Source organism: Oxalobacteraceae bacterium OTU3CAMAD1 (genome assembly GCA_024123915.1).
Classification (GTDB): Bacteria; Pseudomonadota; Gammaproteobacteria; order Burkholderiales; family Burkholderiaceae_D; genus Rugamonas.
The window spans coordinates 4,401,844-4,415,635 of record CP099650.1 but is presented as its reverse complement, the minus strand read 5'-3'; the positions used below and the strand labels follow the sequence as shown (position 1 = coordinate 4,415,635).

5 protein-coding genes are annotated in these 13,792 nt (G+C 66.9%); 3 read left to right on the top strand and 2 right to left on the bottom strand.

Annotated features, from left to right (window positions below):
* Positions 1-115 precede the first annotated feature (115 nt).
* A complete protein-coding gene (locus tag NHH88_18990) occupies positions 116-1,675 on the bottom strand; it encodes an NAD(P)H-hydrate dehydratase (GenBank protein ID USX11791.1) in 1,560 nt (519 codons plus the stop codon).
* A 106-nt stretch (positions 1,676-1,781) separates the two neighbouring features.
* On the opposite strand from NHH88_18990, the gene NHH88_18985 reads away from it, so the two are divergent.
* Positions 1,782-5,390 (top strand): hydantoinase B/oxoprolinase family protein, encoded by a 3,609-nt coding sequence (locus NHH88_18985; protein ID USX11790.1) that lies wholly within the window; start codon positions 1,782-1,784, stop codon positions 5,388-5,390.
* Between the two features lie 79 nt (positions 5,391-5,469).
* Positions 5,470-7,491 carry an ATP-binding protein gene (locus NHH88_18980; GenBank protein ID USX11789.1) on the top strand — a complete coding sequence of 674 codons (2,022 nt, stop codon included), beginning with the start codon at positions 5,470-5,472 and terminating at the stop codon, positions 7,489-7,491.
* A 296-nt stretch (positions 7,492-7,787) separates the two neighbouring features.
* On the opposite strand, the gene NHH88_18975 is transcribed toward NHH88_18980, so the two are convergent.
* The gene (locus NHH88_18975; protein USX11788.1) at positions 7,788-9,428 is read right to left on the bottom strand and encodes a response regulator; all 1,641 of its coding nucleotides are present in this window, start codon (positions 9,426-9,428) and stop codon (positions 7,788-7,790) included.
* Positions 9,429-9,704: 276 nt separating this feature from the next.
* On the opposite strand from NHH88_18975, the gene purL reads away from it, so the two are divergent.
* Positions 9,705-13,760, top strand: a complete 4,056-nt coding sequence (gene purL, locus NHH88_18970; GenBank protein ID USX11787.1) for a phosphoribosylformylglycinamidine synthase — start codon at positions 9,705-9,707, stop codon at positions 13,758-13,760.
* Positions 13,761-13,792: the final 32 nt, after the last annotated feature.

Sequence of the window (13,792 nt, the reverse complement as noted above, 5' to 3'; positions counted from 1 at the left end):
GCCCTACGTGTAACACGTGGCTTCAGGCGCCGGGGTGTTGAAGCGAGAGCCGCTCCGGAGGCACGTAGGGCGGATTAGCGTAGCGTAATCCGCCATCTACGAGCCGCCGACACATTTACCGCCCGTGGTGCTGCACCATCCGGTTCAACGCCACCCGGATCGCCGGTATCAATTCGCCGGCGGTCAACCCGATCGGCCCGGCGCCGTCGGCGACCAGCACATCGGCCGCCATGCCGTGCAGCCACACGGCGCCCAGCGCCGCCTCCCACTGCGGCCAGCCTTGCGCCATCAGACTGCCGCACAACCCCGCCAGCACGTCGCCGGTACCTGCGGTCGCCAGCGCCGGATTACCGGTGGTATTGACGACCACCCCGCCAGTCGGCGCGGCGATCACCGTCCCCGAACCCTTCAACACCACCACCGCGTTCAAGGCCGCCGCCAGCTTGCGCGCCGCCAGCACCCGGTCCGCCTGGACCTCGCCAACCGAACACTCGAGCAACCGCGCCGCCTCCAGCGGATGCGGCGTCAGTACAGCCGGGTGTTTGCGCTGAGCCAGCGCTTCCCGCAACGACGGCGTGGCCGCGATCAGATTGAGCGCGTCCGCATCCGCCAGCAGGGCGCCATCGCAAGCGACGGCGCGCCCCAGCAGCGCGGCCGCCGCCGACGACGCCCCCAGCCCCGGCCCGATCACCAGGGTCGCCGTCTCCAGATCGAAATCGCCCGCGCCACGGCACATCACCTCCGGCTGGCCGGCGTCGCAGGGCAGCGGCTCGTCGACAAACAGCGCATAGACCCGGCCGGCGCCGCCGTGCAGCGCGGCGCGCGCGGCCAGCAACGGCGCGCCTGCCATGCCGAGCGCGCCGCCGATCACCGCCACGTTGCCATAGCTGCCTTTGTGCGAACTGTGCTGGCGCGGCCGCAGATGGCGCGAGAACAACTTGACGTCGTTCACATGCATGCTGGCCGGCGGGAACAGGGCGGCGTCGATCTCCAGCCGCGCAACGTCCACCAGGCCGGCGTGATCGCGGCCTTCGCAGGTGTGCAGACCCGGCTTGTCGCCGATGAAGGTGATCGTGTGCGTGGCGCGCACGGCCACGCCGTCCGGCCCGACGATGGCGCCGGTGTCGGCGTCCAGGCCGCTGGGCACGTCCAGCGCCAGCACCTGGCACTTGAGCAGGTTGACCGCTTCCACCAGCGCCCGCATCGCGCCGTCCAGCGGCCGCTTCAGGCCGATGCCGAACAGGCCGTCGACCACAAGGTTCCAGTCGACGCCGGCCACCAGCGCCTCGGCGCCGCCGGCCGTCCCGGTGGAATCGGCGGAACCGCCGTAACTATCGGTATCGGCAACATCGGCGAACGACACGTCGCTGACGCGCGCGCGCTGGAGCGCCGTCTGGCGTTCGGCCGAGGGCTCGCCGATGGGCGCGTAGTGCAGCACCGTGACGTTGGCGCCGGCGTAGGCCAGATGCGCGGCCGCCTCCAGCGCGTCGCCGCCGTTGTTGCCGGGACCGGCGAGCACCAGCACCTTGGCGTGGTTGGTGGAGAACGGCAGCATGTCGAGCGCCGCGTTGGCGCCGGACTGGCCGGCACGCTGCATCAGCGCGCCGTCCGGCAGGACCGCTGCGGCTGCGTGTTCGATGGCGCGGATTTCGGCGACGGAGTAGAGTCTGTTCATGGTGCCATCTTAGCATCTATATTTGTTTCGGCACGGTAGGAACGCGCTTCCGCGCGCGCCCCCCACACACTACAATAGGCGCTTCACTTGGCGTTTTGAGGCATGCATGGATTGGCAATTCTGGATCGACCGCGGCGGCACGTTCACCGACATCGTGGCGCGTCCGCCCGACGGCCACTTGCGCACATTGAAGCTGTTGTCCGACAATCCGGAACTGTACCGGGACGCCGCCATCGCCGGCATCCGCCAGATGATGGGCGTCCCCAAAGGCAAACCCATCCCCGTGGAGCAGATCGGCGCGGTCAAAATGGGCACCACGGTGGCCACCAACGCGCTGTTGGAGCGCAAAGGCGAGCCGACCGCGCTGGCCATCACGCGCGGCTTCCGCGACGCGCTGCGCATCGCCTACCAGAACCGTCCGCGCCTGTTCGACCGCCACATCGTGCTGCCGGAGCTGCTGTATCAACACGTGATCGAAATCGATGAACGGATCGGCGCCCACGGCGACGTCGTCACCGCGCTCGATCTCGACGCCGCCCGCGCCGGCCTGCAGGCCGCCTACGACCAGGGTCTGCGCTCGCTGGCGATCGTCTTCATGCACGGCTACCGTTACCACGAGCACGAGAACCGGGTGGCCGGGGCGGCGCGCGAGATCGGCTTTACGCAGGTGTCGGTGTCGCACGAGGCCAGCCCGATGATGAAGCTGGTCGCGCGCGGCGACACCACCGTCGTCGACGCCTACCTGTCGCCCATCCTGCGCCGCTATGTCGACCAGGTGGCCGACGAGATGCCGGGCGTGAACCTGCAGTTCATGCAGTCGAGCGGCGGCCTGACGGACGCGCGCGCCTTCCAGGGCAAGGACAGCATCCTGAGCGGCCCGGCCGGCGGCATCGTCGGCATGGTCCGCGCCAGCAAGCTGGCCGGCTTCGACAAGGTGATCGGCTTCGACATGGGCGGCACCTCGACCGACGTGTCGCATTATTCCGGCGAGTTCGAGCGCGTGTTCCAGACCCAGGTGGCCGGCGTGCGCATGCGCGCGCCGATGATGAGCATCCACACGGTGGCCGCCGGCGGCGGTTCGATCCTGCATTTCGACGGCAGCCGCTACCGCGTCGGCCCGGACAGCGCCGGCGCCAATCCCGGCCCGGCCAGCTACCGGCGCGGCGGGCCGCTGGCCGTCACCGACTGCAACGTCATGCTCGGCAAGATCCAGCCGCAGCATTTTCCGCAACTGTTCGGCGGCGACGGCCGCCAGGCGCTCGACGCCGAGACGGTGCGCGCCGGCTTTCGCGAACTGGCGGCCCACATCTCCGCCACGACCGGCCTGGAGACGACCGCCGAGCAGGTCGCCGAGGGCTTCATCGAGATCGCCGTCGGCAACATGGCCAACGCGATCAAGCAAATCTCGGTGCAGCGCGGCCACGACGTGACCGACTACACGCTCACCAGCTTCGGCGGCGCCGGCGGGCAGCACGCCTGCCTGGTGGCCGACGCGTTGGGCATGAAGACGGTGTTCGTGCACTCGCTGGCCGGCGTGATGTCGGCCTACGGCATGGGGCTTGCCGACCAGACCGCGATGCGCGAGGCCGCCGTCGAGGCGCGCCTGACGGAGCAGCTGCAACCCGAGCTGGTCGATCGCCTCGACGCGCTGGGCGAGCTGGCGTGCGACGACCTGTACGACCAGGGCGTGGCCGACGACCGCATCGCGCTGATACGGCGCGTGCACCTGCGCTACGAGGGCACCGATTCGGCGCTGATCGTGCTGTTCGATACCCAGCACAGCATGAAGTCCCAGTTCGAGGCCGCCTACCGCAAGCGCTATTCCTTCCTGATGGAGGCCAAGGCCTTGATCGTCGAGGCGGTGTCGGTGGAGGCGGTCGGCAAGTCCGACGCGCCGGTCGAGAACGTCGAGCCGGCGCCGCGCCGCGTCTCCGGCCTGATGCCCGACGCCGTGGTGCCGATGTACTCGGGCGGGCGCTGGCGCCAGACCAGCCTGTACCACCGCTCGGCCACCCGCATCGGCGACATCGTCAAGGGCCCGGCCATCATCGCCGAGGCCAACGCCACCACCATCGTCGAGCCGGGCTGGCAGGCCGAGGTGTCGCCGCACGACCACCTGGTGCTGCGCCGCGTGGCCGCGCTGCCGGAGCGGCGCGCCATCGGCACCAGCGCCGATCCGGTGATGCTGGAGATCTTCAACAACCTGTTCATGTCGATCGCCGAGCAGATGGGGCTGCGGCTGCAGAACACCGCGTACTCGGTCAACATCAAGGAGCGGCTCGACTTCAGCTGCGCCATCTTCGACGCCGACGGCAACCTGATCGCCAACGCGCCGCACATGCCGGTGCACCTGGGCTCGATGGGCGAGAGCATCAAGACCGTCATGCGCGAAAACGCCGGCAAGATGCGCGCCGGCGACGTCTACATGCTCAACGATCCGTATAACGGCGGCACCCATTTGCCCGACGTCACCGTGATCTCGCCGGTGTTCGACGAGGCGGCGCAAAACATCTTGTTCTACGTCGGCTCGCGCGGCCACCATGCCGACATCGGCGGCACCACGCCGGGCTCGATGCCGCCGGACTCGCGCAGCATCGAGGAGGAGGGCGTGCTGATCAATAATTTCAAATTGGTCGACGGCGCCGATGGCGGCCGTCTGCGCGATGCCGAAACACGCGCCCTGCTGGCGGGCGCCCGCTATCCGGCGCGCAATCCGGACCAGAACATGGCCGACTTGCGCGCGCAGGTCGCCGCCAATCAAAAGGGCGTCGACGAGCTGCACAAGATGGTCGCGCACTTCGGCCTGGAGGTGGTGCAGGCCTACATGGGCCACGTGCAGGACAACGCCGAGGAGGCCGTGCGCCGGGTGATCGGCTCGCTCAAGGACGGCGCCTACACCTTGCGGCTCGACAACGGCGCGCAGATCCAGGTGGCGGTGCGGGTCGACCAGCCCAATCGCGGCGCGGAGATCGATTTCACCGGCACGTCGGCGCAGCTGGACAACAACTTCAACGCGCCGTCGGCGGTGTGCATGGCGGCGGTGCTGTACGTGTTCCGCACCTTGGTCAACGACGAGATTCCGCTCAACGCCGGCTGCCTCAAGCCGCTGAAGGTGATCATCCCGCCGGGCTCCATGCTCAATCCTCACTACCCGGCGTCTGTCGTCTCCGGCAATGTCGAGACCTCGACCTGCATCACCAACGCCCTGTACGGCGCGCTGGGGGTGATGGCGGCGGCGCAGGGCACGATGAACAATTTCACGTTCGGCAACGCCAAATACCAGTACTACGAAACTATCAGCGGCGGCTCCGGCGCCGGGCCGGGCTTCGACGGCACCAGCGTGGTGCAGACCAATATGACCAACTCGCGGCTGACCGATCCCGAGATCCTCGAGTTCCGCTTTCCGGTGCGGCTGGACAGTTACGAGATCCGCCAGGGCAGCGGCGGTGCGGGCAAGTGGCGCGGCGGCGACGGCGGCGTGCGCAAGGTGCGCTTCCTGGAGCCGATGACGGCGGCTATCCTGTCGAACAACCGCATCCACGCGCCGTTCGGCATGGCCGGCGGCGAAGCGGGCGCGCTTGGGCGCAACACCGTGCTGCGCGCCGATGGCGGCGTCGAGCAACTGGGCCACATCGGCAAGGTCGACATGCAGCCCGGCGACGTGTTCGTCATCGAAACGCCGGGCGGCGGCGGCTATGGTGAACCGGTTGAGTGACCCGCTCGACAGCGGGCCCCCGGGCCGGCTCCAAGGCGGGCCCCAAGGCGGGCCCCAACGCGGGCCCGCGAGCCCGCCGGTGTACGCGCCCAGCGGCGTGATGGCCGCGCGCGTGGCCGCGCACGACTGGGGCGCCACGCCGCTGGGGCCGATCGAGGGCTGGCCGCCGTCGTTGCGGATCACCGCCAATCTGGTGTTGGCGTCCCATTTCCCGTCCTGCCTGGTGTGGGGCGAGCACAAGGTAATGATCTACAACGACGCCTTCCGCCCGATCCTGGGCCGTAAGCCGGACGCGCTGGGGCGCTCGTTCCAGCAGGTGTGGGCAGAGGCTTGGGACAACCTGGACCCGATCTGGGCGCTCACCAGACAGGGCCGCTCGACCTTCATCGAAGACTATCCGCTGGTCGTCAACCGTGGCGACGCCAGCGAGCAGGCGTATTTCACGTTCTGCTACAGCCCCGTGTTCGACGAGCACGGCCACATCGTCGGCATGCTCGACACCGTCATCGAGACCACCGAAAAAGTGCTGGCGATGCGCGAGGCGGCGCGCTTTTCGGTCACGCTCAAGGACGAGCTGACGGCGCTGACGCAGGACCGCGACCGCATCTGGCAACTGTCGAGCGATTTGATGCTGTTGCTGGACGCCGACGACGCGGTGGCGGCCGTCAACCCGGCCTTCACGCGCACCCTCGGCTGGAAGGAGGGCGAGCTGTCCGGACATCCGTTCCTGGCGCTGGTCCACCCTGACGAGCGCGATCATGTGGCCGCGCGCGTGGCCGCGATCCGCGCAGCGGCCGTCTCGTCGCGGCTGGAGATCCAGCTGCGCCACAAGGACGGCCATTTTGTCTATATCGTCTGGACCAGCGCCCTCAATGGCAACTACCTGCTCGGCATCGGCCGCGACAGCACCGCCGAGCGTGAGGCCGCCGCCGCGCTCAGACGCACCGAGGCCGCCTTGCAGCACGCGCAAAAGATGGAGGCGATCGGCAAGCTGACGGGCGGCGTCGCGCACGACTTCAACAATCTGCTGCAGGTGATCTCCGGCAACCTGCAGTTGCTGACGGCCGTGCTGGGCGCCGGGCACGGCGCGCTGCGCTATGTCGAACGCGCCTTGGCCGGCGTCACGCGCGGCGCCAAGCTGGCCAGCTATCTGCTGGCCTTCAGCCGGCGCCAGGCACTGGAACCGAAGGTGGTCAGGATCGACGGCCTGCTCGCCGCCATGGAGGACATGCTGCGCCACACGCTCGACGGCCAGGTCGACATCGAGACCCGGATCGCCGACGGCTTGTGGCACACCTTCGTCGACACCGCGCAGCTGGAAAACGCCGTGCTCAATCTGTGCATCAACGCGCGCGACGCCATGGCCGGCAGCGGCAAGCTGACCATCGTCATCGAGAACGCCGCGCTCGACGACGACTATGCGCGCGCCCACATCGACGTGACGCCAGGCGACTATGTGATGATCGCCGTCGGCGACAGCGGCAGCGGCATGCCGCCGGAAGTACTGCAAAGGGCCTTCGATCCCTTCTTTTCGACCAAGCCGGAGGGCAAGGGTACCGGGCTGGGGCTGTCGATGGTGTTCGGCTTCGTCAAGCAGTCGGGCGGCCATGTCGGCATCGCCAGCGAAGTCGGCGTGGGCACCACGGTCAGGCTGTACTTGCCGCGCAGCCTGGAGGCCGGAGATGCGCGGGCGCCGGCGGCGGGCGAGGGCGACCAGGCGGCGGTCGGGGGCACCGAGACGGTGCTGGTGGTCGAGGACAACGAGGCGGTGTGCGACATCGCCGTCGAGATGTTGAGCGAACTGGGCTACACGGTGCTGAAGGCCCACGACGCCGTCGGCGCGATGGACATCGTCGATAGCGGCGCGCCGATCGACCTGCTGTTCACCGACGTGGTCATGCCGGGGCCGCTGCGCGGTCCGGAACTGGCGCGCCGGGCGCGCGCCAAATTGCCGGCGCTGGCCGTGCTGTTCACCTCCGGCTACGCCCAAGACGCCATCGTCCACGACGGACGGCTCGACCCGGGCCTCGATTTGCTGGGCAAGCCCTACACGCGCCACGCGCTGGCGCGCAAAGTACGGCTGGTGCTCGACCGCCGTTGACGCCGGGCTGCGGGTCGCGCTATCCGATACCGTCGGCACCGCGATGCGATACCGGCGATTCGCCGCTTGTCGATGCGGCGACAGGCGACGTACGCTGCGTTTTTGAACGGTTGACGGAGGATGCAGTGCGAACGCTCATCAGGATATTGCGCGAGGGCAGATCGCCGAATGCGGCGCTATTTTCCGCTTTCGTACTGTGCGGACTGTATTTTGTCTCGTGGTTTCTGATCACCCATTGGTCCAACTTTCCCGGAACGATGATCTTCTACCGCTAGGCGGGTGCCGCCCGGATGGCGCTACGCCGTCGTGGCGATACCGTATTTGCGCTGGGTGTGATAGTACTGCGCCTGCAGCGCTTCCAGCGACGGATGGGCCGGGTCGATCTTGCGCATGCGCTCCAGCAGCCAGGCGCATTGCTCGGCCAGCGGCACTTCCCAACCCAGATCGTCCAGTTGCTTCAACATCGCCGAGGCCGCCGCCGGCAGCAGCGACATATTGGCCGGCGCCTTGCGCAGGCCGGCGTTGAGCGTGTCGACCGCCGCCCGCAGGTCGCCCTGCCCGCGCATCGCGGCCGCGTCGGCCAGCAGCTCGCCCACCTGCACCTTGATCTGTTCGCCCATGCCTTCGGCCAGGTCGTGGCGGCCGGCCTTTTCGAACACTTGCACGGCGTCGTCCATCGTCACGCCGCTATCGTTATCGTTCATCAGGTTGAGCATGACGTTGGACGCTTGCTGGTCCAGCTTGATGTTCAGGCAGCTGTGCACCAGGCCGATCTTGAGGCCGGTCGACAGGCCGCGCGCGTTCTCGATGGCGTTGACGGCCGTCGTCAACTCGGTGGCGGCGCCGGCCAGGTTGCCCGTCATTTCCTGTACCAGCCCGGCGGCGATGGCGCGGCACGCCTCGGTGTTGGCGTTGCCGCGCAGCGAGCGTTCCATGTCGCGGATCACGCCGCTGGCCTGGTTGGCGTCGCCTTTCTTGACCAGCGTCTTGACCAGCTTGACGTGGTCCTCGGGGTCGCGGAACTCAGAGTACTTGGCCTTGGCGACGACCTGCTTGAAGGCTTTCTCGGCCACGCCGACGTCGCCCGTCTCCAGCGCCACCTCGCCCAGGTGGCGCAGCCGGCGCACCATGTTGGGGGAAATGCCGACCGCGTCCTCCAGCACCTTCTTGGCCGATTCCTGCTGGCCCAGCGCCTCGTGGGTGCGCGCCAGCAGATCGTAGGCGGCCATGAACTTCGGATGCTGTTCCAGCAGGTCGACCAGCGTTTGTTGCGCCTCGACGAATTTCTGCAGCCCGAACTGGCAGCGCGCCATGCCCAGGTGGGCCCAGGCGGTGGGGCGGGTCATCAGGATAGTTTGGTAGACAAATTCGGCCTCCACCAGGTCGTCGATGGACACCAGCAGCTCGGCGCGCAGGCGGGCGTAGTCGTTGGCGTAGCGGGGATGCTTGTCCTCGCCGTCCTTGCAGCTGGTGATGGCCTTGCGGATGCTGCCGGCGGCCAGTTGCTGGTACACCGGCCAGAACACCTCGCGCCGCTCGACGGCGCGGCCGATGCGCTGCATCAGCGAATCGACGGTGAACGGCTTGAGGATGTAATCGGTCGGCGCCAGCTCGACCGCGCCGATGACCTTGCTGTAGACGCCCTCGGAGGTGAGCATGATGAAGATGGTCCACTGCGCGATCAGCTTATGGTGGCGCAGGTCTTCGAGCAGTTGCTGGCCGTCCTGGCCGTTGGCCTCGCCGCTGCCGTTGCCCAGGTCGTATTCGCACAGCACGATATCGTAGGGTTTTTTTGATAACTGCCGGATGGCGGTGCCGGAACTGACCGCGTATTCGATCTTGCTGATCGACGATTGGTTCAGCATATTGTGCAGGCTGCCGCGCATACCCGGGTTCGGGTCGACGATGAGCACCGACAAGTCGCTATATTCCGCCATGATGAAACCCCTGCTTATGTTCCCTGCTTATTCGGTCTAGCATACCCCAAGGCAAGTAAAAATGTTACAGAAACCAAGTGTTTGGCGGGGAAAGTGGGGCTTTTCCGGGGCAAACCGTCGTTAAATGTTGCTTCGGCAGCAGTTTTTGGGTGGAAATGGCGCTGTATGGCGAGGCTGCTAACGGGTATAATGCGCGCAAAGGAACACTGCAAGAATTAGCCTCATGCCTCATCGCCCTTTAATCCGCAGCCTTGCTGCATCAACCATCCTCCAAATATGTTGATTCTGCCGGGCTCCAACGCCCTGTCCGCATTCCGTAGCCAACGCCTGTTGACCCAACTGCAAGCCGCGCTGCCGTCCGTCGCCGCCGTCCAGGCGCGCTATGTCCACTTCATCGACGCCGCCCAGCCGCTGTCGGCCGACGACACCGGCCGCCTCGGTGGTCTGCTGACCTACGGCGAGCCGGCCCACGCCGACAACACCGAAGGCGCGGTCGAGGAATTCTTCGTCATCCCGCGCTTCGGCACGATCTCGCCGTGGGCCTCCAAGGCCACCGACATCGTCCACAACTGCGGCATGGCGCACGTCAAGCGCGTCGAGCGCGGCATCGCCTTCCGCATCAACCTGAAGACCGGCATCCTGGGCAGCAGCATCGGCGCGCCGAAGAAGCTGTCGGACCAGGAAGTGCAAACCGTCGCGGCCCTGCTGCACGACCGCATGACCGAATCGGTGTTGCGCTCGTCGGAAGAGGCGGCCGGCCTGTTCCGCACCCTGGACGCCAAGCCGCTGGAGTCGGTCGACGTGATCGGCATGGGCAAGAACGCGCTGGAGAAGGCCAACACGGACCTGGGCCTGGCGATGTCGGACGACGAGATCGAGTACCTGGACGCCGCCTTCACCAAGGCCGGCCGCAATCCGACCGACGTCGAGCTGATGATGTTCGCGCAGGCCAACAGCGAGCATTGCCGCCACAAGATCTTCAACGCCGATTGGACCATCGACGGCGTCGCGCAGCCCAAGTCGCTGTTCGGCATGATCAAGAACACCCACCAGTTGCAGCCGAAGGGCACCATCGTCGCGTACAGCGACAACTCGTCGATCATGGAAGGCGCCGAAGTGATGCGCTTCTTCCCGCAGGGCGAATCGCAGCAGTACGCGCCGATGACGGAACTGACCCACACCCTGATGAAGGTGGAAACCCACAACCACCCGACCGCGATTTCGCCGTTCCCGGGCGCCTCCACCGGCGCCGGCGGCGAGATCCGCGATGAGGGCGCGACCGGCCGCGGCGCCAAGCCGAAGGCGGGCCTGACCGGCTTTACGGTCTCGAACCTGCTGCTGCCTGGCGCCGTGCAGGCCTGGGAAAACGACATCGACGTGACCGCCCCCGTCTCCGGATACCGCGACAGCGCGTCCGCCAAGGCCTACGGCAAACCTGACCGCATCGCCTCGGCGCTGCAGATCATGATCGAAGGCCCTCTCGGCGGCGCCGCGTTCAGCAATGAATTCGGCCGTCCGGTGCTGGGCGGTTACTTCCGCACCTACGAACAGAATATCGGCAAGCAGTTCGCCGGCGCCCAGGACACCGTGTTTGGCTACCACAAGCCGATCATGATCGCCGGCGGCATCGGCAACATCTCCGGCCAGCACACGCACAAGAACGACATCCCGGTCGGCAGCCTGCTGGTGCAGCTGGGCGGTCCCGGCATGCGCATCGGCATGGGCGGCTCGGCCGCGTCGTCGATGGCGACCGGCACCAACACGGCCGACCTGGACTTCGACTCGGTCCAGCGCGGCAACCCGGAAATGGAACGCCGCGCCCAGGAAGTGATCAACGGCTGCTGGCAGCTCGGCGCGAACAACCCGATCATCTCGATCCACGACGTCGGCGCCGGCGGTTTGTCGAACGCCTTCCCGGAGATCACCAACGACGCCAAGCGCGGCGCGATCTTCGACCTGCGCAAGATCCCGCTGGAAGAAAGCGGCATGGCGCCGAAAGAAATCTGGTCCAACGAATCGCAGGAACGCTATGTGCTGGCCATCGCGCCGGAAAGCCTGCCGATGTTCAAGGCGCTGTGCGAGCGTGAGCGCTGCCTGTTCGCCGTCGTCGGCACCGCCACCGAGGAACGCCAGCTGAAGCTGATCGATCCGGAGCTGGGCAACGAGCCGGTCGACATGCCGATGGATGTTTTGCTGGGCAAACCGCCGAAGATGCAGCGCGACGCGCACCACGTGCAAAACGAATTCCCGGCCATCGACCTGACCGGCATCGAACTGGAAGAAGCGGCCAAGCGCGTGCTGCTGCTGCCGACCGTCGGCGACAAATCCTTCCTGATCACCATCGGCGACCGTACCGTGGGCGGCATGTCCGTGCGCGACCAGATGGTCGGCCCATGGCAGGTGCCGGTGGCCGATTGCGCCGTCACCGCGATGAGCTTTGAAGGGTATCTGGGCGAAGCGATGGCGATGGGCGAGCGCACGCCGCTGGCCGTCATCAATGCCGCCGCGTCGGGCCGCATGGCCGTCGCCGAATCGATCACCAACATCGCCGCCGCGCCGATCAAGGATATCTCCGACATCAAACTGTCGGCCAACTGGATGGCCGCCTGCGGCCAGCCGGGCCAGGACGCGGCGCTGTTCGACACCGTCAAGGCGGTCGGCATGGAACTGTGTCCGGCGCTGGGGATCAGCATCCCGGTCGGCAAGGATTCGCTGTCGATGCGCACCACGTGGAAAGACGATGGTGATTCTAAAGCTGTCACCTCGCCGGTTTCGTTGATCGTCTCGGCCTTCGCGCCGGTCTACGACGTGCGCAAATCGCTGACGCCGCAGATCAAGACCGACGCCGGCGACACCGCCATGATCCTGATCGATCTGGGTCGCGGCAAAAATCGCCTGGGCGCCTCGGCGCTGTCGCTGGTCATGGGCCAACTGGGCAACGAGACGCCGGACGTCGACAGCCCGGAAGACCTGAAAGCCTTCTTCGCCGCCATCCAGCAGTTGAACGCGGACGGCAAGCTGCTGGCCTACCATGACCGTTCCGACGGCGGCCTGTTTGGCACGCTGACCGAGATGGCCTTCGCCGGCCGCGCGGGCCTGTCGATCAACCTCGACATCCTGACCCTGGAAGAGGGCCACGGCGCCGACCAGGGCGACGCCAAGAACTGGGCCGGCCAGATCGCCGAACGCCGCAACGAGCAAACCTTGCGCGCGCTGTTCTCCGAGGAGCTGGGCGCCGTGATCCAGGTGCGCGCCGACGAGAAGTCGCTGGTCATGGACGTGCTGCGCTCCTTCAACCTGGGCGCGTGCAGCCATATTATCGGCAAACCGAACGACCGTGGCGTGATTGAGTTCACCCGCGACGCCAAGATCATCTACAACCAGCCGCGTGCCGCGTTGCACCGCCTGTGGAGCGAAACCAGCTGGCGCATCGCCCGCCTGCGCGACAATCCGGCCTGCGCCGACGCCGAATACGACCGCATCCTGGACGAAGCCGAACCAGGCATGACGCCGAAGATCACCTTTGACCTGACCGAGAACGTGGCCGCGCCGTTCATCGCGACCGGCGTGCGTCCGCGCGTGGCGATCCTGCGCGAGCAGGGCGTCAATTCGCACATCGAGACCGCGTACGTGATGCACCAGGCGGGCTTCAACGCCGTCGACGTGCACATGAGCGATCTGATCGCGGGCAGGGTCAAGCTGGACGACTTCCAGGGCATCATCGCCGTCGGCGGCTTCTCGTACGGCGACGTGCTGGGCGCCGGCGAGGGCTGGGCCAAGACGATCCTGTTCAACGCCGCCTTGTCCGAGCAGTTCGCCCGCTTCTTCGCGCGCACGGACAGCTTCGGCCTGGGCGTGTGCAACGGTTGCCAGATGATGAGTAATCTGAAGGCCATCATCCCGGGCGCGCATGCGTGGCCGAAGTTCACCACCAACAAATCGGAGAAGTTCGAAGCGCGCTTCGCGATGGTGGAAGTGCTGGATTCGCCGTCGATCTTCTTCAACGGCATGGCCGGCACGCAAACGCCGATCGCCATCGCCCACGGCGAAGGCTACGCGGACTTCACCCAGACCGGCAACATCGCCGAGGCGGTGGCGACGATGCGTTTCGTCGACCAGCGCGGCGCGGCCACCGAGGCTTACCCGTTCAATCCGAACGGCTCGCCGCAGGGCTTGACGTCGGTGACCACGGCCGATGGCCGCTTCACGGTCATGATGCCGCATGCGGAGCGCGTGTTCCGCTCGGTGCAGCAGTCCTGGCATCCGGAAGCGTGGGGCGAGGATTCTCCTTGGATGCGCATGTTCCGCAATGCCCGTAAGTTCGTGGGATAAAACGAAGGGAAACCCGTCGCTTAATCGGCGGC

Bases quoted from the DNA above. Each gene is read 5' to 3' on its own strand.
- NHH88_18975 (USX11788.1), bottom strand. From the start codon at position 9,428: ATGGCGGAATATAGCGACTTGTCGGTGCTCATCGTCGACCCGAACCCG.
- purL (USX11787.1), top strand. From the start codon at position 9,705: ATGTTGATTCTGCCGGGCTCCAACGCCCTGTCCGCATTCCGTAGCCAA.
- NHH88_18985 (USX11790.1), top strand. From the start codon at position 1,782: ATGGATTGGCAATTCTGGATCGACCGCGGCGGCACGTTCACCGACATC.
- NHH88_18990 (USX11791.1), bottom strand. From the start codon at position 1,675: ATGAACAGACTCTACTCCGTCGCCGAAATCCGCGCCATCGAACACGCA.